Origin of the sequence: Sphingobium sp. YBL2 (assembly GCF_000943805.1) — a bacterium.
Lineage (GTDB): Bacteria > Pseudomonadota > Alphaproteobacteria > Sphingomonadales > Sphingomonadaceae > Sphingobium > Sphingobium fuliginis.
The window spans coordinates 438,115-460,163 of record NZ_CP010954.1; the positions used below are offsets into that span (position 1 = coordinate 438,115).

The window sequence follows — 22,049 nt, forward strand, 5'->3', positions numbered from 1 at the left end:
GAGCCCTGCCAGGGGTGGGGAAATAAGGCGCAGCCGAGCCGGTTGCGGGAGGGTGGGCCCGGCCCAGAAGCCTGCTTTTCAAGGCGCCGGGATGGATCGCGCGGCAGCACAATCGGGAAACGATGGCATGCATGGCCCGTCAGTCCGACAACCAGAAAAGAAGGCCGCGTTGCATCATGCCACAGTTCGCTTCGAACGATTGCATCGGCATCATCAAGCGGGCGCGCAATTCATAGGAAAGGAGGATCATGCCGCCCTCCCATCCATGGGCGTGGCGGCAATGGCGGGATCAGCCTCGCCCTCTCCACCCACGCCCTGCCGGGCAGCGCGATGCTTCTCCAGCAGCCAGTCGGCGGCAAGGCTGCCCTGCCGATCCTCTGCTCTCCTATTTCGGTCGCATCAGCAGCCGATAGCCGCCCTGCGCCATGGCGCGGGCGGATTTCACCATGCGCCGCACGCGCTGGCGCACATGGTCGGTCCGGCCTTCCCAGCCCGCTTCCACCGCCAGTGCCCCGAACAAGGCTTTGCCGATTTCGCGGTGGCTGGCCCCCGACGCGCGCGCATCATGGACGCGCAGCAGCGCCAATCCCCGCCCGATCACGGGATCAGCGGGATAGAGCGGCGCGCGAAACCGGCCAGTCCTGACCAGATCAAGAAAGCGCTCGAGCGTTCTCAGGCGCCGGGCCGCCATTTGCGAGCCCCATATCTCATAATGCAGCAACACAGCGCCCCGGGTGTGGGTCAGGCTGCCTGCCATGATGTCGATTCTCAGATGCCGAAGCCCATCGCTTAGCACGGCATGTTCCCGGCCCATGGTATCGGTCGCGATCCGCAGCCACGGCAGCAGCTGCCCAAGCTCGATTCTTTCCTCCACCGGCGCAGAATGGTTGGCGATGACGACAGGCAGGGTCGCAGGATCGATATCCGCACGCCAGATGATCCGAGCCTCCGGTGCCGGGAGGTCGGGATGTTCAGCGAAAGTGAAGCCCCCATGGCGACGGGTCCACGGCACCTCTGGTGATGCGGCTCGCCTGCGCATGCCAGGCGACATAGTCCGGATCGCGGCGCAGCCATTCCCACATCAGTCCCGCGCGATCGATTCCGCGCAGCCCGGCATAGCATGCCGGATCCTGCCAATTTTCGGCGGCAGGACCCGCAGCGCTCCGTCTCACCGCTCGCTTTCCGGGCGAACCGGCGGCGCTTTGGCCGCTTTGAATGATCGAAGTCGGCGATCTTTGCTGCACGGCAGCAAATATGTCCCCGGACAGAAAAAACCATGATATGTCAGTTTCATGACAAAACCTGCCGGTCGGCGGCATGAGGCCCCGCCTTTCGGCCACAACAATGAGGAAAGGCCGACTGCAGGACGCGCGGCAGCTTGAGATGCCGCCTGCGGCCGGGACGCGTGCGCATGAGCATGCATCAGGAAGCGATGCATTTCCTCCAATGCATCAACCAGGTTCGGACGCGCGATGACATGGGGTCCGTCATGCGCGTGATTGCAGAGCAGCTGGGCTTTCAATATTTTGCCCTGACCCAGCATGTCGATGTGGTCGCGGCGGGCAGCGGCGTGATCCACATCCACAATTATCCCGACCGTTGGGCGGATTTCTATGCCGCGAACGCGCTGGGCATCACCGATCCCGTCCACAGGGCCTGCCATATGACCAGCTGGGGGTTTCGCTGGACACAGATGCCCGCCCTCATTCCCTTGACGAGCGGCGACCACAGGCATCTCGCACGCGGAAGGCAGGCGGGGATCGGCGACGGTTTTACCATTCCCTCCAATATCGGGTTAGCGTCCGCGCTCGTGGTGTAATTTCTGGTGTAGATTGAGATGATCGCATGGGGTGGGGCATGCCCCACCCCATGCGATTTCGATCTCGGTGGCCACCGGGCTCATCGGTAAGGTGGAGTTACCACACTTCACACGCCCACCGAGGAGTTGATCCCGATGACCGACGACAGACTACCGCTTGCCGAGCTGATGGCGAAGACTGGAGATGGAGATTTCCTGCGCACGATCGCCGAGAGCGTATTACAGATCATCATGGAGGCCGACGTCGATGGCCTGGTCGGCGCTAGCCGACACGAGCGCTCCGGCGACCGGACGACCTGGCGGAACGGCTACCGCGACCGCAGCCTCGATACCCGGCTCGGCACGCTCAACCTGAGGATTCCCAAGCTACGGACCGGCGCCTACTTCCCTGGCTTCCTGGAACCCAGGAAGACCGTCGAGAAGGCGCTGGTCGCGGTGATCCAGGAGGCGTGGATCGCCGGCGTCAGCACCCGGCGTGTCGACGAGCTGGTGCAGGCCATGGGCATGACCGGCATCTCCAAATCCTCGGTGTCCAAGCTGTGCAAGGATATCGACGAACGTGTCCATGCCTTCCTTAAGCGGCCGCTCACCGGCGACTGGCCCTACCTCTGGCTCGATGCTACCTACCTCAAGGTGCGCGAGGGCGGGCGGATCGTCAGTGTCGCCGCGATAATAGCCGTTGCCGTCAACACCGAGGGCAAGCGCGAAATCGTTGGCCTTCACATTGGACCCTCCGAAGCCGAGCCATTCTGGTCGAGCTTCCTCAAGGACCTCGCACGCCGCGGACTGACCGGCGTGAAGCTGGTCATCTCCGATGCCCACGAGGGCCTCAAGGCAGCGATCACTCGCGTGCTCAGCGCCACCTGGCAGCGGTGCCGCGTCCACTTCATGCGCAATGCCCTGGCCTACGTGCCCAAGGGCCAGAACACCGTCGTCGCCGCTGCCATCCGCCAGGTCTTCCTCCAGCCCGACCATGCCGCCGCGACACAGGTCTGGCGCCAGGTCGCCGACCAGTTGCGTACCCGCTGGCCAAAGCTCGGCGCCTGCATGGACGATGCCGAGCACGACGTGCTGGCCTACATGACCTTCCCCGAGCAGCACCGCGTCAAATTACATTCCACCAATCCACTGGAACGCCTGAACAAGGAAGTGAAGCGCCGCGCCGATGTCGTCGGCATCTTCCCGAACGAGGATAGCATCATCCGCCTCGTCGGCGCCGTCCTGCTGGAGCAGAATGACGAATACCAGCTCCAGCACCGCTACATGCAGATCGAGGGCATGGCCGCCCTTGCTACACCAATGATCGAGGAGGCACAGCCGCTACAGATTACACCCAAGGCCGCCTGAAAATGCAGCCCGCTGGCCACACCCAATTCTACACCACATTGACGGACGCGACCAATATCGGTGGGCAGCCCCCAGGGTCCTGCACCTTCGCCAATGCGGGCGATCGTCCCCTGCGCGAGGACAGGCTCCTCCTGGCGCAACTGCTTGGCAATTATGCGTTCGATGCCGCTCGGCGACTCTGGTCGATGCCCCGACAGGCCATGACCGCGCCGCTCATCACCGATCGGCAGCGCGACTGCGTGCAGTGGGCGGCGCGAGGCAAGAGCGACTGGGAGACCAGCCAGATATTGGACATCAGCAGGGAAACCGTGACGAGCCATATCAAGGAAGCCTGTGCACGCTACCAGGTCAACAAGCGGATATTGCTCGTCGGCCGGACGCTGGGTGACGGAACCCTGACGATCAGCGACATTGGCGGCTGGAGCCATCCCCATTTCTGGGAATAGCGGCGACTCAGCCTCCGAACCGACCCTTGATCGCCCATGACCAAGGGAGCTTATCCATGTTGCATATTGTGAAAGAACCGTTCCGGCCGCTGCCGGACACCGTGTTGCGCGCCATGTTCGCGGCCCGCAAATCCGTCTTCGTCGATCTCCTCAAATGGCAGATTCCGGTTCTCGACGGCCGGTTCGAGGTCGACCAGTTTGACGAGAACATGCGCGCTACATCATCCTGTCCGAACCCGACGGCACCCATCTCGCCTCGGCGAGGCTGCTGCCGACCCAGCGCCCCCATATTCTCGACAGCTTCTACGCCAGATTATGCGACGCGCCACCGCCGCGCGGCGGGGACATTTTCGAGATCACCCGCTTCTGCCTCGACCGGAACCTGCGGGCGGCCGAACGGCGGGTGGTCCGCAACCGCCTTGTGACCGCGATCGCGGAGCATGCGCTGGAGAACCGCATCAGCCGCTATGTCGCCATCGCCGAGATGAACTGGTTCCAGCAGATCCTGGCCTTTGGCTGGCAATGCCGGCCATTGGGCGCGCCGCAATGGCATGAGGGCTCGCTGCTCGTCGCGTTGGAGATAGAGATGGGCGCGGACACGCTCGACCGGCTCGCTGAGGCCGGGATCTATGATCAGGCACCGATGGCAGCGTGAGACGGGAGACGCGATCATGACCGAACCCCTTCCCACGAGTGCGTCGCGCCTGATCGAGCAATTGTTCGACCAGGGCTGGTCCGTCCTACCGCACGCCTTGCCCGAAGGCGTCATCGCCGCGCTGGACGCAGATCTCTCGCCCTCTTTTGCGGAGACTCCCTTCTGCCAGGGACCATTTTATGGCGAGACGACCAAGCGCTTCGGACGGCTGCTGACGCGGTCGTCCCATGCAGAAGCCCTGGTGCGGCATCCGCTCATCACCCGGATCGCCCGGCAGATTCTCGCCCCCTGGTGCGACTGCATCCAGCTCAATGTCGGGCAGGCCATCGCCATCCACCCCGGCGCGCCGGCGCAGGCACCCCATCGCGACCAGGATATGTGGCAAGCGCCCAAGGGAGAGATCGAATATCTGGTCAATATCATCTGGCCATTGACGCCCTTCACCGCCGATAATGGCGCGACGCTGGTCTGGCCGCGCAGCCACGGCGCCCAGGCGCTCCTGCCCGGTCCAGTCACAGATCCGATCGCGGTCGGGATGGAGCCCGGCTCTGCCCTCATCCTGCTGGGATCAACCCTGCACGGTGCCGGCGCGAACCGGACCGCTGCGGTGCGGCGCGCGATCGTCACGGGCTATAGTCTGGGATGGCTCAAACCCTATGAAAATCCTTGGCTTGCCTATCCGCCCGCAGTCGCACGCCGGTTTTCTCCTGAACTGGCCGCGCTCGCCGGCTATCGCCAGCACCGCCCCAATCTCGGCAATTTCGAGGGACAGTGTCCCTCGGTCCTGTTGACTGGCGCGCCTGATCGCCCGCTGGCCGCCATCGATGCGCTGCGGCCGGACCAGCAGGACATGGTGGCGGCCTTTGCGGCGCGGCAAAGCTGAATCAGGATGAACGCCGGTCCAACCTCCGAGCGGGTTCAGCAGAGTCTCAGGCGCCTCATCATGGAACGGGGCTATCGTCCCGGATCCCGTCTCGATCCTGCGGAGCTTTCCGCAATCCTGGCATCGAGCACGACACCGATCCGGGAGGCGCTCAACCATCTGGCGGGCGAGGGCCTTGTCGAAGCGCGAAGCGGCGGGGGCTTCCTTGTGCCGCTGATCGACGAGCCGGGCCTCAAGGATCTCTACGCCTGGTCGGGCGACATCGTCCAGCTCGCCCTGCGTAGCGCCCGCCTTTCGCTGCTGCGAGCGATCGAACTCGACCCGGATTTCGCATCGGGCGCAGACCGGGCCGCGCACCTCCTTCACCGAATCGCGAGCGCCTCCAGCAATCGCGAACATGGCGAAGCGATGGAACGCACCAACGCCCGCCTTCATGTCGCGCGTATCGGCGAAGAAGACATTCTGGGCGACACTGGGGAAGAATTGCAGGCGCTGGCGCACAGCGCGCGCGCCGGTGACATCGGGCTGCTGCGCAGGACCTCATCGACCTATCATCTGCGCCGCCAGCGCGCCGCGGCAAAACTGCTTCGCGGCATCTATCGAGACGAATAACAGGCGGGACATTCCGCCTGCAACTTGTCGAAGAGGAATATCCATTCCTCCCGATCATTCCATATGTTCGCGATATCGGATCCGTATAAATTTCGGATAGGGCCGTCCGCTTCCTACGCTCCATGGTGCTGCAAATAGTCGCAGCAAAACCAAGGAGTGACTATCATGGAACGTGACAATGACGTGATCGAACTCGGCGCGGTCAGCGTGGAAACCAAGGGGCCCGGCGGCATCACCGGCGATGTCGGGCTTGGTGAAAATAATTTCGGCCTTTCCGACGACTGAAGCGATGGCGCGCAGCTTCGCGGCTGCGCGCCTCGCCCGTTCGAGACACAGAATGAGCGGCTATACACTGCGCGATGGTCTGAGCTTCTGCCGGACCGAGGGACATGTCATTTTCCTCGACCTCCATGCCGATCGCTATTTCGGCTTGCGGCCAGCGCTGGACCAAGCGTTCAGATCCCTCATCGACGCCAACCACATCGATGCCCGGCAGTGCGACGCGTTGCTGGAAGCGGGCATCATCATCCGGTCGCCGGTCGGTATCAGGCCCGCCCCCTGCCCGCGCTCGCATGCATCCGAGGCCAGGCTGCCCATTGCGAAGCCGCGCCTGTCACCAGCCTATCTCGCAAGCGCCCTGACCCGCCGGTTCTGGTGGCGCGCGAGACTGAGACAATTGCCCTTCTCGCGGAACATCCGCTTGATCGAACAGCGCAAATATGGCGTGGCGCCACGGACAGCCCCGACCGACCGGCTTGCCCATATTGATCAGGCCTATCGCCGGGCCGCCATGATCGTCTCCGCCCGTGACCAGTGCCTCCCCACCGCGCTGTCGCTCGCGTCATGGCTGATCGCGCTCGGCATCCGGCCGGATCTCGTCCTGGGCGTCAAGCTCAACCCCTTCCAGGCTCATAGCTGGGTCGAGGTCGACGGCATGGTCGTCGCCGATGATCCCGATCAGGTCCGTCCCTTCTGCCCGATCAGGATCATCTGATGGAGAGATTTGTCGCCATATTCGCGCCGAAACCGGAACGCAGTCCTATCGCGCCGCCGATCCGGAGCGCGATTTCTCGCGCCGAGGCGCTGTCGGTCATGATCGACGGGGACGATATGCTGGTCGCAAGCGGCGGCGGACAAGTCCGGCATCTGGGCGATGATATCGGCATGGTCATCGGTCCCATTTTCGCGACCGGCAAGAGCGATCCGGCCACCCCGCCCTCGGATGTCGCGTCCAGCGGCGATCCGTCAGATCTCCATCGCTTCAGCCAGGACTATTGGGGTAATTTCGTCGCGATCCTGCGCGATCGCGCGGCAGGCTTTCATGTTCTGCGTTCAGCCTTCGGGCGCCTGCCCTGCTTCCATGCGGTGCAGGGCGATCAACTCATTCTCGCTTCCGACATGGCCCTGCTGTCGCTTGGCGGATGGAAATCCCGTGGGGTCGAATGGTCCGCCATATTGCGCCGTCTGGCGCTTAAGGATATCCCCTCGCCCTCCACCTGCCTCATAGGCGTGCAGGAATTGCGTGGCGGCTCCCGTCTCCATCTCACCCCAGAAGGGCTGAGCGTCACGCAGACATGGAACCCATGGGACCGGGCTGGCAGGCGCCACTGGATCGACGACCGGGACGAGGCCGCGCGCATGATCCGGCGCGCGGTATCGACCGCGACCCGCGCCAGCATCATGGGGGCCAAGCGTGCCCTGCTCATGCTGTCGGGCGGGATAGACTCCTCCGTGCTGGCCGCCGCGCTCGGCACCCATGGCTGCCCCTTTACCTGTTTCAATCTCGCCAGCCGCGGCGCGATCGGCGATGAACGTCATTATGCCCGGATGGTCGCATCCCATCTGGGCGCGCCGACCATCGAAGCGCAATGGGATGCTGGCATGGTCGACGTCAGCCGTTCCCATACCCAGGATCAACCCAATCCCCTCGCCCGCAGCTTCATGCAGGGCACCTCCCGCCTGCTCCATGAGGCTGTCGGGGCGAGCGGCGCCGATCTCACGATCGATGGCGGCGGCGGGGACAATGTCTTCTTTTCCCTGCGGTCCATCGCGCCGGTGACCGACGCCTTCCTGCGCGGACGAAGCCTGGGTGAAGGCTGGTCTACCGCCAAGTCGATCGCGGCCATGGCGGATGTGAGCACGATTACGGTGCTTGGTCGGGCAGCGTCACGGGCGTTCCGCCAGTCGCCGGCCTATCGCTGGCGGCCTATGACCCAATTTCTGTCCCCGCAGGTCATGGGCGACACAGCTCTTGTACCACGCCATCCCTGGCTGGAGCCGCCAAGCAGCGGTGAAACCGGGACGGCCGCCCATATCGCGCTCATCACCGCCGCCCAGGGCTGGGCGGAAGGCAATGATATCGGGAGCCCGGTGCGCCATGCGACGCCTTTGGCTTCGCAGCCGGTCGTGGAAGCATGCCTGCGGATACCGATCTGGTGGTGGTTCAGACAAGGCCAGAACCGGGTCGTGGTACGGGATGCCTTTCGCGACCGCTTGCCAGCAGCCGTCGTCGACCGCAGGACGAAGGGCACACCCGACAGCTATATCGCGGAAATCTTCACCGCGAACCGCTCCATCATCCGCGCCATGCTGCTCGACGGACATCTGCGCCGAGCCGGACTGCTTGACCTTTCCCTGCTCGAACATGTCCTGGACGGCGAGGGTTACGTCCAGGGCACGGCCTATCACCGCATCATGCATCTCGCTGACGTCGAGGCATGGGTGGCGGGGCAGACCCAGGATTAGGGAGGAAAGGGCTGTTTTAGGCGCAGCCTGTCCCAGATCGCATATTGCTCCGCCTTGCGCGGATCGGGATCTTTCTTGCCCTGAAGCCAGTAGAGGAACCAGTCGACATTGCGTTCGTAGATCGCCAGCCGGTGTCGCGGCTGCCATTTATTATGAAATTCATCGGGAAAGACATACATGTCGACCGGCTTACCCTGTTCGCGCAAGGCGGCGAAGACGTCGATCGCCGTCAGATATTCTCGATCCGCCAGCTGCATGAGCAATGGCGTATCGATCGACGCGGCATTGCGGATCATCGAACCGGGCTCCCAATAGTCCCGATCGTCGGATGTGGCGGGCGGGAAACCCTGCGACCGCATCTTCCGGGCAAAGGCCGGGCCGATGGTGGCGTTCACGGTCCAGGGTTCAAGACAGCAGGTGCTAATCGCGGCGGCGGCAAAGCGGCGGCTGTTGATGAGGGCAAAGCCGACCGTGCTCGATCCATCGCTCAAACCGGTGATGCCGGTGCGGTCCGGATCGGCAATTCCCATGTCGATGACGCGCTGCACCCCGGTCATGACCGAAGATTGCATGCTGCGCCTCTCCCCCCAATCCCGGTCATTCTCGGCCAACAGCTTCTGCCAGTCCTTGTTGAGCGGGTTGATCGCCCCGACATGGGGCGGGCGGTCCAGGCTGAGAACGGCAAAGCCTTTCGCGGCGAACAGATGGATCGGATATTCATTGCCGGTCGCGCCCCGGAGAAATCCGTTGCTGCGATAGGTCGTCACGATCATGGGCAGCCTCTCTCGTCCATCATAATCGGGCGGCAGGGCAAGATCGCCGGCGACTTCCAGGCCCAGGTCGTTCCGCCATTCCAGCCGCTCGACCCTGCCGAACCGGATGGATCGATATTCGGGATTGGGATCGTAGAGCAGATCGGTACGTCCGTCTCCCGGATCGATCCGCACGATCCGCGCCGGCACGCTCGCGCCCTGACGCAAGCAGACAAGGTCCCCACCTGCGAGCTCACAGCCGCTGATGACGTCGCTCGTAACAAATATTCTCCGTGGCGGGCCGGAGCCAAGCCGCCAGCGATAGAGCGCCGTCGACCGGTCATTCCAGCCCTCACGGCGCAGGAAGAGCAAGGGGCCATCATGGGACATCCACCAAAGCCCGGCAAACTTGCCGCGACAGGCCTCACCCGGACAGGGGATTTTCACGCCAGCCGCAGAGAACATGGCCAGCGCCCATGGGCTGGCCGGATTGGCGGTGACATGCTCCGTCTGGATAAAGCGCCCATCATCGGCCCTCGCCGAAAGCGGAAGGATTGCATAGCCGATCGGATCGGGGCCCAGCAGCGCCCGGTCACCTTCTTCGCCGGGCCGGGCCTCTCCCCCGCCCGGATCGACGCGAAACAGGGACAGGGCTGTCGTGGCGAGCGGCATGGGCTTGTCGCCCATCATCGGCACATAGCGATCATCATAACGAAAGCCGGCCACGGCCTCGCGCGCCAATGCGGTCCGCTCCGCCATCTGTCCGGTCCGGCTCGCATAGATGAGCGACCTGCCATCAGGCCCCCAGGCAAATTGCTCCACATCGACGGGAGAATGGGTGACGGCCCGGGCGGGACCGCCATCGGCACGCACTGTCCAGAGCTGGGTGACACCCTTGTCCCGTCGCAGGAAGGCGATCCACCGGCCATCGGGCGACCAGCACGGCGCGAGCAGGATCGGAAATCCCGTCGGCAGGATGACCCCGCGATAATCGCCGGTCCCGCCAATAAACTCTCCGCCCTGATCGAGAAGCCGCGGCTTCGCGGATGGCTTCACATCCATCACCGCAAGGCCGATGCAATAGCTATTGGTCGATGCCTCCGCCCGGATCAGGATAAAGGCGAGCTGTCTGCCGTCCGGGGAAACTCCGAGCGGGCTCTTGTTGCCAAGAAGGGCGCCATCGCCCCGCCCGATGTCGCGCACGCCGAGCAGGTCCTGCGCCGTGATGGCGCGTCGCTTCGTCATGGGCGCAGGGACCGGCAGCAGGTCGCTGCAATCCGCCGTCGCCGTGGAAGGCAAGGCGAGAAGTCCAACGCCCGCGGCCAGCAGCGCGATCGATGTCCTGTCCATGACGCTCACCATTTCTTGACCAGTTCGAGCGCGATGAAGCGGCCGACCGCTGAATAGTTGGTCGAGTCATAGGGCGTGTCATAATAGAGGCTGGTCGCGACGACCGAAGACAAGGCATTGAGAATATTCTGGACCGAGAGGCCAAGCTCGACGCCGCGCAACAGCCCCCCTTCCTCGCCAAAGCGATAACGGGCGCTGATATCGATCGTCGTCATGCCGTCAATGTGCAGAGCCGGGGTGGAGCGCACATCCTTGACGCCGCCGATCGTGCTGAGCGTGGCCGCGGTGCGGAAGCCGCCCTTGCTCCAGCCGATCATGCCCCTGCCGCGCCAGTGCGGCGGGTTGAACAATCGTCCCGCCAGTTGCTCGACCGGACCGTCCGCCAGAAGCTGCTGCGCGCTGTCGAGATAGGTGAGATTGGCCGACATCTCGATGTTCCCATTGGCAAGGCCGGTCCTGTAGGCAAGCTGGGCATCGATGCCCCGGATCGTCTGACGCCCGGCATTGATATTGGCGCGATTGATGATCGCGGCGACCTTTGCCGGATCATAGGGCACGCCCGCCCCGTTCAGAAACTGGCTCGCATGGGCGATCGCCGCCGCAAGCTGCGCTGCCGTTGGCGCATAGCTGATCTGCCTGGCGTAGATCGGATTGACGAGCGCCAGCGCTGACGTCGGGATCGGGTTCACGATGCGGTCGACATAGCGGGTGTGGAAATAGCTGAGCTCGAAGGACGCGCCCGGAAGGACGGGCGGACGCAGAGCCATGGTCACCGACCAGCTGCGCGCCTTTTCCGGTTTGAGGTCGCTATTGCCCCCGGCGATCAACAAGGCGGTGGTCCCGGCGGGATAGCCCCTCCCCCCGAATGTCGTGATTGGATAAAGGATCGCCTGTTCGATCGAATAGAGCTGGATGAAGCTTGGCGCCCGGAAGGATCGGCCCCAGCTCGCCTTGATGTCGAGGAAATCAGTCGGCGCGTAGATCATGCCGAATTTGGGTGTCACGACATCGGCAAGGCCGCGATAGCGCTCATAGCGAAGCGCGGCGCTGAGACTGAGGCTGCGCATCAGCGGCAAGGCCTGCGCGGGCCCAATGAGCGGGAAGCTGGCCTCGCCAAAGGCATAGACGCTGTCCTGCGACGGCCTGGCGTTGTTGATATTGCCCACGCCCCTGAAGATTGCGAAGTCGTTCGCCCGGATACCCGCGCCCAGGGCCAGCTTGGCGTCCCCGCCCGGCAAGCCGAACAAGGGGCCGTCGCCCGCGATCTCGCCGGTCATCGTCCGGTTATTATAGCGCCCAAAGGCCCGGCTCAAAAACCGATCGTTTATGAACGTATCACCCTGAAAATAAGTGCGCCCCTTGCCGAAACTGCTCGACAGGCTGAGCTGCCACTGCCCCAACGAGAGCCGCGCCGCTCCCGAAAAAGCCAGCGTGTAGCTGTCATAGCTCTGGGTGATCCGGCTGACCGATAGATTGGCGGCTGCGCTCGTGGGATAGGAAAATTCACCGGTCCGCTGGTTGTAGAGGCCGTCCAGTTCGATGGTCAGATTGTCGCTGATGTCCTGATGGATGCTTCCCGCGACCGCGTGGCGGCGGCTGGCCGGCAGCAAGGTCAGGTCCGGCCTGATCCGGCCATATTTGCGCTGGTTCGTCATGAGGGCAGTGTTCCGGCCATATTCATAGGTCAGGAAGCCGCCGCCGCCGTTCCAGCGGCTACCCGCCAGCACGCCATATTGCTGCTGGAAATTCCCGCCATCGGGCGATCCGCCGATGCGAGCCCGGGTTTGAACGCCGTCATAATCGCGCCTCAGGATCACGTTGACGACGCCGCCGACCGCGTCCGATCCGTAAATGGCCGAGGCGCCGTCCGCCACCACCTCAATCCGATCGACCGCTGCAAGCGGAATAGCGGAAATGTCGACGCCCTGCCGGGCCGAGTCATAGGGCACACGGCGACCGTTGAGCACGGTCAGCGTCGCGTCGCTTCCCAGGCCGCGCAGATTGACCGAGGACCCGCCGCCGACATTGCCGCCCGTGCTGGACGGCACGTTGAAACCGACGCCCGGATTCTGCCCACCGCCAAAGCTTTGTGGCAGGCTGCGCGCGACATCGCCAAGATCGGCAAGGCCGCTGTCCCTGATGGCCCTGTTATCGAGAACCATCACGGGCGAGGGGATCGGCGCGCCGCGGATGCGGCTGCCCGTGCCCAGGAGGCTTGCGCCCTCGCCGCTTTCCCCGTCCTGCCCGGACCCGCGTCCTTTCCGGATAACGATACTGCCCTCGATCCGCGTCCAGACAAGACCGGTTCCGGCAAGCAGTCGATCCAGGGCTGCCTCCACCGTGAACGCGCCCTGCAGGGCTGGGCCATTCACCCCCTCGACAAGGTCCGCATCGATAAGGATTGTCTGCCCGGAGCGCAGGGCCAGTTCACGAATCGACGCACCAAGCGGCTGAGCGGGCAACACCATTGCGATGCTGGAAGAATGCTGTGCCAGCGCTGCCGGGGCGCTGACCGCGAGCGCAGCGGCGACGATACTGCCGGACAGATATAGAGCGGATAATGAAAATCGAGACATTTGGCCTTCTCCCCCTTGCCGCCAGTGGGCGGGACAGTGGGGAGACGCCGGCTTGCTAAAACACCCGACAGATTTTTTTACATATTCGATCCCGCCCGCTTGGGCGGCGCCATCAGCAGGATCGTGGCGCGGTCGGGCCGCTCCACCTCGAGATGGAAACTGGCCGCGACAGCGCGCGCGAACCCTTCCGGATCGCGAACCCTAAATGCACCCGTCACGCGCAGCGGCATGGCAAAGGGCTCGGCCAGCCGGATCTGTATCCTGTTGTAGCGGTTGATCGCTGCCACCGCCTCGGCAAGGGGCGTCGCATCGAGCGCCAGCATGCCCGATACCCATCGCGCCTCCACCGCCGATACGGCCTGCCCGGTCCTATGCCCATCAAGCGCGACGCTCTGTCCCGGTCCAAACGCCCTTGTCTCTGCACTGGCATCGGATCGGTGCAATTCCACTGACCCATCGATAACGGTAACCAAGGGATGCGCACCGATCAGGCTGACGTCGAACATCGTGCCATGGGCGACAATCTCGCCACCCGCGACCCGCACACGGAAGACGTGCCTCTCATCCCCAGCGACCTCGAAACGCGCCCGCCCCCGGTCGAGGTCGAGCCGCCGTTGGCTGCCGGACAATTGCACGCGAAGCCGCGAGGCCGTGTCGAGGATGACGGTTGATCCGTCCGCAAGGCTGATCGTCCGGATCTCGCCCACTGCCGTTTCATAGACGGCGGCCTCAGCCGCCATGGAAATGCCCAAGGGGCCGCCGGACCGCAAGAGGCTGACCGACGCCACCCCCAGCAGCACCGCAGCGCCAAGTCCGGCAGCCACGATATGCGTCTTCTGCCGCATCCAGAATGGCGCGCGCGGAAGCGAGCGGTTCCGGCCGACATGCCGTTCCTGGAGCAGCGTGCCGAGCTGCCAATTGCGCTTAATCAGGTCATAGGCGATGCGATGCCGGGGATCCGCATCGATCCAGAGCGCAAAATCGCGCTCCAATGCCGGATCGGATTGTCCGGCACGCCGCGCCAGCCATTTTTCGGCGGCTTCATGGATGGATTGGGGAATCTCTGTCCCGCCGGGCTCAGTCATGCGCCCGCAAATGCCGTCCAAGCTGCCTGATCGCCCTGCTCATCTGCTTCTCGACCCCTCGCACGCTCAATCCAGTCCGTTCGGCAATCTCGGCATAGCTATAGCCATCAAGACGGCAAGCCAGAAATATCTCGCGGGTCAACGGCTTCAATCGCAGCACGGCCTCCTCGATCCGGACGAGCCGGTCGCGCGCCTCCAGCGCGGCGACGGGATCGCCACCCGAAAGCGCCAGATCCTCGATCGGAACATGCTGATGCGCACAATGGCGTTCTGCTGCCCTGGCCTCATCGCGCAGCACATTGCGCGCGGCCTGGCGGAGATAGGCTCCGGGTGCCCGGATCGCTCGACCATCATGGTCCGAACTTCCAGCCATGCGGCTGAAAACCTGCTGGATGACATCTTCCGCCTTGTCATGCCCCGTCCATCGCGAGAGGAAACGCAGCAGCGAGGGCCGCTCTTCCCGATACAGGCTTGCCAGCGGGTCCGGCGAGAAAGCCGCACGATCATGCTCAGGCGGCAGGGGATCACCCTCATCCAGCGGCAGGCGCGCCATTTCCGAAGCGGGCCGTATCATGGCCTGCTCCTGCTATTTGTTCTGGCTTGCGATCCCATCCGCCGCTCCCTCGCACAAGACGAGGTTGCGCCGGATAAAACCGGGCGTTGAGCCGCGCTTGAGAACGCGTGTCGATGCCTTTGGCCATAAATGGCTTGGACATAACATCGACCACCCGGCCGCTTCCGCGACGAGTCTATCCTTCCCAAGCGAGGGGCTCAAACCTCGGCGCCTTCCAACGAAAACGCCACGACACATTATCGTAATGTCAAGTCGGTGCAACAGGTTAGAGAAAGATCGAAATCAGCTTTGTTCCACCCTGTCCGCATCGCCCTTGGTTGAAATAGGCACCTCTGACCCGCCCTAAGTTCATGTACGAGGACAGACCGGCCGTCCACGTCGAGCATCGGCCGGGGCAGCGGTCCCACTATCGGCGCATATAAGTCCGATCCGGGCCGATCCGGGCCGATCTGGACCATTCCCTTGCAGGTCGCGGAAAAGCGATAGTCAATCATGGCAGCGGATCGCTTCTGCATCCCCCGACGTAGGGCTGGCCCGCGGCCACCGTACATCGTCATGAACAGGCCAACGCCCGATGAAGAACTACAAGACCCGGCTCCTGCCCGAGGAGATGAGCAGGCGGCTCGAGCATCTGGCGACAAGTTCGGGTCGGACGCGGTCGGAAGTCCTGGTCAATGCCTGTTTCAACCTGCGACAGGCGCCAAGCTCTTTGCCCAGTGGCCGAGGAGCTTGCAAATGATGCCCGAACTTCGACCATTCAAGAACACGAAGCTTTCAAACCCCGGCATGCTCGAGCTGATCGCCCTGCGCATATACTGCCCGACGCCGCGCCGCACACTCAAAGGCGCAGCGCGCCAGCAAGCCCTCGGTGGAACGATACGGGCAACGGCAGCAAAAGGGACTTCTCCATGTCGACAAGACGTCGCCTAACCAAGTCACCCGGCCAAGCCGATGCGACAACGCTGCATAGGGCACCGGCGGCTGGCGAAACGCCGACGGCAACTCTCCTAACCCCGCGTGACATCCTGTCGCGGCTGAACATGCACAGCACCGATCCCGCAAAATGGATGCGCCGGACCTTCGTGAAACATGGCGTGCCCTACATCCATGCGTGCGGAAAGACGCGCGCGACAGAGTCACAATATCAGCTGCTGCTGGAGAAGATCACATGCTCTCCATTCGCACCCGGGGGAAGAACGGCATTTATTACATCCGAGGTACCGTCACGCTTGGCGACAAGCACATCATCGTCAAGGAGTTCAGTTCAGGAACGAGTGACCGCGATGCTGCGGCGCACCTGATGGCGGAACATGAAACGAAGCTGCGGCACCGGCTGATGTTCGGCCCGGCCGCGATCGTGGCGCAAGGCAAAATAGCCGACGCTTTTGAAAGCTACCTGACGAAGGCAAAGCCCCCCTGCCCGTCCGACATCCTGCGCATCGGCAAGCTCAATGGCCTCATCGGCGACTTCAGCCTGCGCGAACCCAAACAAGCCTGGGAGCATTTCCGCCGTGCCTATCTGACCGGGCACGATCCGGCGGGCCAGGATCGCTATCGCGCCGTGTTCCAGGCGGCCATCAATGTCCATCACGAGCTGCACGACCTCCCGCCCCTGCGGATCAAGGCGATCCCCTTCAACAATGAACGGGTGCGCTTCCTCAGCAAGGAGGACCGCGATCGGTTGATCGCGGCCTACTCGCCACACATCCAGCCGATTATCACACTCCTCGCCTTCCATGGCCCACGCATCCAGACGGCATTGCAGCTCCCGTGGGGTGTCGAGGGCGTCGATATGGAGCAAGGATCGATCCGGCTTAACCACAGCAAGAATGCCGTCATCCGGTCCGTTCCGATGCATCCCCGCGTGATGGATGTGCTGCGTCCGATCTGGGAAAAGCAAGGTCAGCCGACGACGGGGCATGTCTTCCTCAATCGGTTCGGCAAACCCTATCAGGACACGCGCAAGGCGAAGACCCCCGGCGGCAATCCGATCAAGAACCAGCACGCCACCGCCTGCAAGCGCGCAGGGGTAGAGGATTTCACCGTCCATGACTGGCGCCACCACTGGGCATCGCACTGCGTCATGGCCGGTATCGACCTCATCACCATCATGAACATGGGCGGCTGGAAGTCGCTCCGGATGGTACAGCGTTATTCCAGCGTCAGCGTCGACCATATGCGAGAATCGATTAACAAGCTAAGCTAAGTACAAATAAATATTTGATTATAAATTTGAGTAATTATCAACTGCCAAATTTACGTCATCATATTTCGTCAACGTTCCTTCATGTAGAATCACTGCGCTATTGCAGAAACCCCTCATGAAGCCCATATCATGCGAAGCGATAATCATCGCTCTATCTTCGCGCTTTTCGAACATTTCTACTCGGCATTTTTGCTGAAAATTCTGATCGCCAACCAGGATTATCTCATCGATTAGATAGCATTCGAACTCTATCGCCAGCGACAGGGCGAAGGCCAAGCGTGCGCGCATGCCGGAAGAATAGGTTTTCACCGGCATCTTCAGTTGGCTGCCGAGTTCGCTGAAATCCTCTACAAACGCGCGGATGTCGGCATAATCGCGTTCATAGATTCGCGCGATGAAGCGCGCATTGTCATAACCGGTCAGGCTACCCTGAAAGCCGCCGGCAAAACCCAAGGGCCAAGATACCGACATAGTACGGGTGATCTTGCCCGAGGTCGGCATTTCGACGCCGCCGATCAATTTTATCAGTGTACTTTTGCCTGCGCCGTTTCGACCCAGCAAGGCTATGCGCTCGCCCCGTCTGACGGTCAGGTTCACGCCATCGAACACCTGCTTGCGCCGGCCGCCATGTGAGTAGGATTTTTTTAAGTTGCGGCAAATGATCATTCGACGGTCAATATACGGCGCATGCGACGGCACAGGATGAGGCCGATGACTACAAAGATGGCAGAGCAGACGATCGGATTCCAAGGATCATAATAAGCAGTGATCTTGTCACCCCAAATCCCTTTCCGCATCATCTCCATCGCATTCACGAAAGGAGAAAAAAGCAGAAAATTCCTAGCGGCGGGCGTCACCCACGCCACCATGTTAAATGCTCCTGAAAAGGGGATCATGATGTAAGTCGTGACAGGAATAAATTTTTCTACCGTTTCCGATACTTCAGAAAGCGGCGCTAGAATGAGGCATAGAGAGAAGCAGAACAGGCCATATAGCATCCAGCCTGCAATCAGCAGCCCGATATCGGAAGGTATGGGGAATTCGCCGATTATGATCAGAAACAGGGCTATGAACAGATAGGCCATCATGCCGCCGACAAGTTCGATTATGAACCGTGCCATGATGAAATCGACGACCTTGATCTGGCGATGATAGAGCAGACTTTGATTGACGGTAAAGGCCGCCACGCTGCGCGCAACGCAATGCCGGAACAAGGTTAGCGGTATATAGCCCGTCGCTACGAATGCGATCACGCTGACCCCATGTTCGGTGGCGCCGTGGGTGAAATGCCATAGCAGCCCGACAAGTCCCGCGAACATCAGGGGCTCAGCCATGATCCAGAGAAAGCCGATATTTTCCCGCCCGAAGCGGGTGATCAGTTCGCGAATCATCAAGGCGTGGATGACTCGAACCTGCACGCCCCAGCTATTGCGCAGTTGGTTTAAGCTGCCTTTTGCCATGATCAATCTTCTTGCGCATGCTCAAGAACGCCGATCATGAACATCCAGGCGATGAAATAGAGGCACAGGGACGCGGCGAACACAATTAGGGTGTTGAGGAAGCGCTTGGGGAGCGAGGGTGTGTCGGGCGTATTAGGGTCAACCACACGCTCCAGATAGAATTGCTGGCGCAGCGCTTCGGCGCGTGCCTGGACCAGGGCGGCATTGGCTGCTGTCAGGCTGTCGGTTGCGAATTTCTCCTCCACCACAAGATCTTCATAACCGCCCATCTTCGAGGCGATGCCGCTGCCAGTGCCCACGACCCGGCCGTTCTGAGATGCGATCTGCACGGAAATCGCGCCGATGCGATTGCGGAGCGCCGGGATGGAGGGATTATTGGGGGTAAGGCGCTGCATCAGGTCGAGTTGAGCCTGAAGCGCGGCCCGTTCCGCGATCATAGTGTTGGCGATTTCCAGCACGCCGCCCGCCTGCTTGGCCGGATCGATCAGCGCCTGAGCGTTGCGATATTGTGCTAGGGCAATCCGCGCAGACTTAGCCCGCTGGGTTGCGAGTTCGACCTGCTTCTGCGCCTCGGCGATCCCTTTGCTTTGCGCGCGGCTGTTGAGCCGATTGACCAGCCCCTCGCTCAGGTCCAGCAGCTGGCGGTTGATGACATAGGCGTCTTGTGGAGTGAATGCCTCGACCTTGATGATCGCGGTGCCCGCTTCGGTGTCCAGGCGCGCATCGACCCGCTTGCCATAATATTTGAACAGGCTTTCAAAGCTGTTGTCGGAAAATGGCTGGGGGAAGTAGCTCAGAAAATCAGCCTGGGGACTCGAGAATTTGTCACGAATGTGGACGGCCTGCTCCAGCGCCTTTAGCGCATCGCGGGAGCGGACATAGGTCAACACCTCGTTCGTTTGTTCCTGGCCACCCGACAGGCCGGTAGTCTGCACCAGATTGGCCAGCGTCGACATCTGTGAGCGTTTCTGGTCAGGGCTCTTGATGACGAAGCGGGATTCCGAAACATAGACGTCGGACGCAATTACGCCATAATAAAGCGCAGCCAGAAGCGTGGGCAGTGCAACCATCAGCAGGAACCAGCGACGCTTCTTGAACCAATGCGCTAGGGCGGAATGCTGGGTGGGTGCTTCGGCCTCGACCGGGAACGAGGGATTGACGTTCATAATATCTTTGTAGCGCCTCAAGGGAACCTAAGCCGCCCTTGCGCTAGGCCAATATGGGGCAGGGCGCAAGGCCAAGCACGTCTTGCTGCCGCAATCTTTAGAGAACTATTGTCCATTGCTGAATCCCGGTGCTAAGGCGTCCGCAACCGAAGCCGCAAGCCTCCGAGTTCATGAGCGATGCAAGTCAAGAATAGCGTTTATCTAACCCTGCTCGCCGGACTTGCGGGGTGCGCTACACTGCCCTCCAGCGGCCCTACCGGGGGGCAGATCGCGAAATCGGCTACCGCTCCCAAGGATGGGACGGCACCGATTCAGGTCATTCCAATCAACACGATCGCGGACGTGCCCGGAGCGGATGCGGTGGCGACAAGATTGCTGCCTGACCTCGCGCCGCCACCGACAGACATGATCGGCCCGGGCGACGTGTTGGACATCAATATATACGAAGCGGGTGTTACCCTGTTCGCAGGTGCTGGCGGTAGTAGCGGAGGAATGAGCCAGATTGTGGCGAATCCGGGCGTGCAGGTGCAGAAACTGCCACCAACGCGGGTCGACGATCTGGGCGACATCACCATTCCCTATGCCGGCACGCTTCATGTGGCGGGGATCACCACTGGCGAAGTGGAGGCGATGATCCGCAATTCGCTGGCGAGACTTTCGCAGAATCCCCAGGTGATCGTCACGATGAATCAGGCCATCACCAACTCGATCATCGTTGGGGGCGAGGTAGCTAAACCGGGCCGGCTCGTGTTGCAGACAAATCGGGAAACCCTATCCGACGTGATTGCTTTGGCTGGCGGCTATCGTGGGAACACCAAGGATCTTTTGCTGCGGATCGTCAGGGGGGGACAGAGTGTTGACATTCGCGTCAACGATCTTGTCGATAATCCCAAGTTGGACGTGCGTGCCTATCCTGGCGACCGGTTGATGCTGATCAACAACCCTCGCACATATTCGGTGCTTGGCGCTCCCGGGCGGGTGGAGCAGGTTCCGTTCAGCCGTTCGTCGGTTTCCTTGGCGGAGGCGATTGCGACTGCCGGTGGCGTTAATCCTGGCGTAGGCAATCCTGCCGCGATCTTTGTGTTCCGTTATGTGCGCGATGAGCAGGGCAATGAGGTGCCGAAGGTCTATCATCTTAACATGATGAAAACTCCTTCCTATTTCCTCGCTCAGCGCTTTGTTATGCAGGACAAGGATGTGCTTTACTTCGGCAATGCAGCGGCAAATCAGCCCAGCAAACTCATTCAGCTGATCAGCCAGCTATTTTCTCCGATCTTGACTGTCACCAGTGCAGTGCAGACGGTACAGAATAGCAACAACTGAGCCTCTCCAGGTTGGCACGACTTTGCATTAGGCTCTGAGAGGCGCGCAGCATGGAAGTCTTGTTGTTAGACTTCCCGGCGTAAATTCTTGGTCCTCAAGCATATTGGGGATAATCGAGGCTATTTCGCGGAAACCATCCGTGACGATCTGTTCACTCAGCATGTCGGCGGTTTCGTCTCCGTTCATTCAGGACAAAGAATCGCGTAGCGTCCGCCAGAACACCTTCCGCGGCCTGCATTTCCAGAGCGAGCCGCATGCCCCAAATAAGCTTGTGCGGTGCACCGGCGGGCACTGTTCGCGCCGTAGATATCCGCCAAGGGTCGCCCACCTAGTATCGCTCCGGTGAGGGCCGCCTTGCGGTGATTGGCTGATATTTCGAGATGGCACCGGTGCAATCGCCGGTGTTTGCACCGATACTAAGGACGGTGCGATGAGCCAGATCACAGTAATTTCGGGGCCGGAGCGGCGGCGCGTATGGACCGACCAGCGGAAGCGTGAGCTGGTCGCTGCGGTTTCCGCGCCCGGCGCGAACGTAGCGGAGATTGCCCGCCGTGCTGATCTGCGGCCGAACCAGATTTACAGATGGGGGCGCCGGATGGAGCAGGCAGCGCCCTGCGCCCGCTCGGGCAGGACAGCGACGCGATGCTCGACGTCGCGCCGGTGCAATGGCGCTTCATCCGCACTATCCGGCCTAAATATAGCTGCCGATCCTGCGAGCAGATCGTGCAGGCCGCGGCACCCGTAAAGGCGATTGCCCGGGGCAAAGCCAGCTTCGCCACACTCGCCCATGTCGTCGTCGCCAAGTTCGATCATCATCTCCCCCCTCTATCGCCAGGCCGAGATGATGGCGGCACAGGGCCTTGATATCGACCGATCAACGCTGGCAGGCTGGGCAGCACAGGCCGCACATCCGCTTGACCCGATCGTCAGTCGCATCCGGGAAGAAGGGATCAAGGACTTTACCGGGCTGCTACAGGCTGATGCCTATGCGGGCTTCGACAAGCTCTACAACGGCATCGAACCGCAGGGTAAGCTTCCGGTGAGGGCCGC

The 22,049-nt window shown here is 62.0% G+C and carries 22 protein-coding genes and 1 pseudogene; 14 read left to right on the forward strand and 9 right to left on the reverse strand.

Going from position 1 to position 22,049, the window contains the following annotated elements:
• Positions 1-385: 385 nt before the first annotated feature.
• Together TZ53_RS25500 and TZ53_RS27890 are read right to left on the reverse strand one after the other, a co-directional pair.
• Positions 386-1,039, reverse strand: a complete 654-nt coding sequence (locus TZ53_RS25500; protein WP_172668293.1) for a DUF2285 domain-containing protein — start codon at positions 1,037-1,039, stop codon at positions 386-388.
• Positions 972-1,319 (reverse strand): transcriptional regulator domain-containing protein, encoded by a 348-nt coding sequence (locus TZ53_RS27890; RefSeq protein WP_044660277.1) that lies wholly within the window; start codon positions 1,317-1,319, stop codon positions 972-974. Before TZ53_RS27890 ends, TZ53_RS25500 begins: the two co-directional genes overlap by 68 nt.
• Positions 1,320-1,411: 92 nt before the next feature.
• Here TZ53_RS27890 and TZ53_RS02145 point away from each other — a divergent pair, with 92 nt between their 5' ends.
• The 9 genes from TZ53_RS02145 to TZ53_RS02180 all read left to right on the forward strand — a co-directional run bounded on the left by TZ53_RS02145 (position 1,412) and on the right by TZ53_RS02180 (position 8,507).
• A complete protein-coding gene (locus tag TZ53_RS02145) occupies positions 1,412-1,819 on the forward strand; it encodes an autoinducer binding domain-containing protein (protein ID WP_238320101.1) in 408 nt (135 codons plus the stop codon).
• Positions 1,820-1,954: 135 nt separating this feature from the next.
• Positions 1,955-3,166, forward strand: a complete 1,212-nt coding sequence (locus TZ53_RS02150) for an IS256 family transposase (RefSeq protein ID WP_011950834.1) — start codon at positions 1,955-1,957, stop codon at positions 3,164-3,166.
• A 2-nt stretch (positions 3,167-3,168) separates the two neighbouring features.
• The gene (locus TZ53_RS02155; protein WP_238320102.1) at positions 3,169-3,612 is read left to right on the forward strand and encodes a helix-turn-helix transcriptional regulator; all 444 of its coding nucleotides are present in this window, start codon (positions 3,169-3,171) and stop codon (positions 3,610-3,612) included.
• A gap of 268 nt (positions 3,613-3,880) precedes the next feature.
• Entirely contained in the window at positions 3,881-4,267 is a 387-nt protein-coding gene (locus TZ53_RS27815; RefSeq protein ID WP_337589254.1) for an acyl-homoserine-lactone synthase, read from the forward strand.
• Positions 4,268-4,283: 16 nt separating this feature from the next.
• On the forward strand, positions 4,284-5,150 hold the full coding sequence (locus TZ53_RS02165) for a phytanoyl-CoA dioxygenase family protein (RefSeq protein ID WP_044662799.1): 867 nt from the start codon (positions 4,284-4,286) through the stop codon (positions 5,148-5,150).
• Between the two features lie 60 nt (positions 5,151-5,210).
• On the forward strand, positions 5,211-5,762 hold the full coding sequence (locus tag TZ53_RS02170) for a GntR family transcriptional regulator (RefSeq protein WP_044660278.1): 552 nt from the start codon (positions 5,211-5,213) through the stop codon (positions 5,760-5,762).
• A 165-nt stretch (positions 5,763-5,927) separates the two neighbouring features.
• Positions 5,928-6,047, forward strand: coding sequence for a benenodin family lasso peptide (locus TZ53_RS26595; RefSeq protein ID WP_126516753.1), 120 nt, complete (start codon positions 5,928-5,930; stop codon positions 6,045-6,047).
• 52 nt (positions 6,048-6,099) lie between these two features.
• Positions 6,100-6,756 carry a lasso peptide biosynthesis B2 protein gene (locus TZ53_RS25505; RefSeq protein ID WP_172668294.1) on the forward strand — a complete coding sequence of 219 codons (657 nt, stop codon included), beginning with the start codon at positions 6,100-6,102 and terminating at the stop codon, positions 6,754-6,756.
• Positions 6,756-8,507 (forward strand): asparagine synthase-related protein, encoded by a 1,752-nt coding sequence (locus TZ53_RS02180; protein ID WP_044660279.1) that lies wholly within the window; start codon positions 6,756-6,758, stop codon positions 8,505-8,507. The genes TZ53_RS25505 and TZ53_RS02180 overlap by 1 nt, the downstream gene beginning before the upstream one ends.
• Here TZ53_RS02180 and TZ53_RS02185 read toward each other — a convergent pair.
• The 4 genes from TZ53_RS02185 to TZ53_RS02200 form a co-directional block, all read right to left on the reverse strand.
• Complete coding sequence (locus TZ53_RS02185; RefSeq protein ID WP_238320103.1) at positions 8,504-10,609, reverse strand: Atxe2 family lasso peptide isopeptidase; 2,106 nt, start codon at positions 10,607-10,609, stop codon at positions 8,504-8,506. The two genes, TZ53_RS02180 and TZ53_RS02185, sit on opposite strands and share 4 nt — an antisense overlap.
• Positions 10,610-10,614: 5 nt before the next feature.
• The gene (locus tag TZ53_RS02190; RefSeq protein ID WP_044660281.1) at positions 10,615-13,185 is read right to left on the reverse strand and encodes a TonB-dependent receptor; all 2,571 of its coding nucleotides are present in this window, start codon (positions 13,183-13,185) and stop codon (positions 10,615-10,617) included.
• 77 nt (positions 13,186-13,262) lie between these two features.
• Positions 13,263-14,270: a FecR family protein gene (locus tag TZ53_RS02195; RefSeq protein ID WP_044660282.1), complete on the reverse strand. Its 1,008-nt coding sequence runs from the start codon at positions 14,268-14,270 to the stop codon at positions 13,263-13,265.
• Positions 14,263-14,844, reverse strand: coding sequence for an RNA polymerase sigma factor (locus TZ53_RS02200; RefSeq protein WP_044660283.1), 582 nt, complete (start codon positions 14,842-14,844; stop codon positions 14,263-14,265). Before TZ53_RS02200 ends, TZ53_RS02195 begins: the two co-directional genes overlap by 8 nt.
• Before the next feature lie 735 nt (positions 14,845-15,579).
• Here TZ53_RS02200 and TZ53_RS26600 point away from each other — a divergent pair.
• Positions 15,580-15,774 carry a hypothetical protein gene (locus TZ53_RS26600; protein WP_157009763.1) on the forward strand — a complete coding sequence of 65 codons (195 nt, stop codon included), beginning with the start codon at positions 15,580-15,582 and terminating at the stop codon, positions 15,772-15,774.
• A 133-nt stretch (positions 15,775-15,907) separates the two neighbouring features.
• Positions 15,908-17,050 carry a tyrosine-type recombinase/integrase gene (locus TZ53_RS02205; protein ID WP_238320104.1) on the forward strand — a complete coding sequence of 381 codons (1,143 nt, stop codon included), beginning with the start codon at positions 15,908-15,910 and terminating at the stop codon, positions 17,048-17,050.
• 18 nt (positions 17,051-17,068) lie between these two features.
• Here the strand turns inward: TZ53_RS02205 and TZ53_RS02210 are convergent, their stop codons facing one another.
• The 3 genes from TZ53_RS02210 to TZ53_RS02220 are packed head-to-tail and all read right to left on the reverse strand — an operon-like array spanning position 17,069 to position 19,676.
• Entirely contained in the window at positions 17,069-17,716 is a 648-nt protein-coding gene (locus TZ53_RS02210) for an ABC transporter ATP-binding protein (RefSeq protein ID WP_044660285.1), read from the reverse strand.
• Positions 17,713-18,510: an ABC transporter permease gene (locus TZ53_RS02215; RefSeq protein ID WP_044660286.1), complete on the reverse strand. Its 798-nt coding sequence runs from the start codon at positions 18,508-18,510 to the stop codon at positions 17,713-17,715. Before TZ53_RS02215 ends, TZ53_RS02210 begins: the two co-directional genes overlap by 4 nt.
• 2 nt (positions 18,511-18,512) lie before the next feature.
• Positions 18,513-19,676 (reverse strand): capsule biosynthesis protein, encoded by a 1,164-nt coding sequence (locus TZ53_RS02220; RefSeq protein WP_044660287.1) that lies wholly within the window; start codon positions 19,674-19,676, stop codon positions 18,513-18,515.
• 177 nt (positions 19,677-19,853) lie between these two features.
• Between TZ53_RS02220 and TZ53_RS02225 the strand changes: the two genes are divergently transcribed.
• From TZ53_RS02225 to TZ53_RS25880, 3 genes and pseudogenes are all read left to right on the forward strand, one after another.
• Positions 19,854-20,999 (forward strand): polysaccharide biosynthesis/export family protein, encoded by a 1,146-nt coding sequence (locus TZ53_RS02225; RefSeq protein WP_044660288.1) that lies wholly within the window; start codon positions 19,854-19,856, stop codon positions 20,997-20,999.
• Positions 21,000-21,159: 160 nt separating this feature from the next.
• Positions 21,160-21,345, forward strand: coding sequence for a dTDP-4-dehydrorhamnose 3,5-epimerase family protein (locus TZ53_RS25870; RefSeq protein ID WP_238320105.1), 186 nt, complete (start codon positions 21,160-21,162; stop codon positions 21,343-21,345).
• Between the two features lie 120 nt (positions 21,346-21,465).
• Positions 21,466-22,014, forward strand: a pseudogene (locus TZ53_RS25880) (IS66 family transposase); the annotation flags it as partial.
• Positions 22,015-22,049 lie beyond the last annotated feature (35 nt).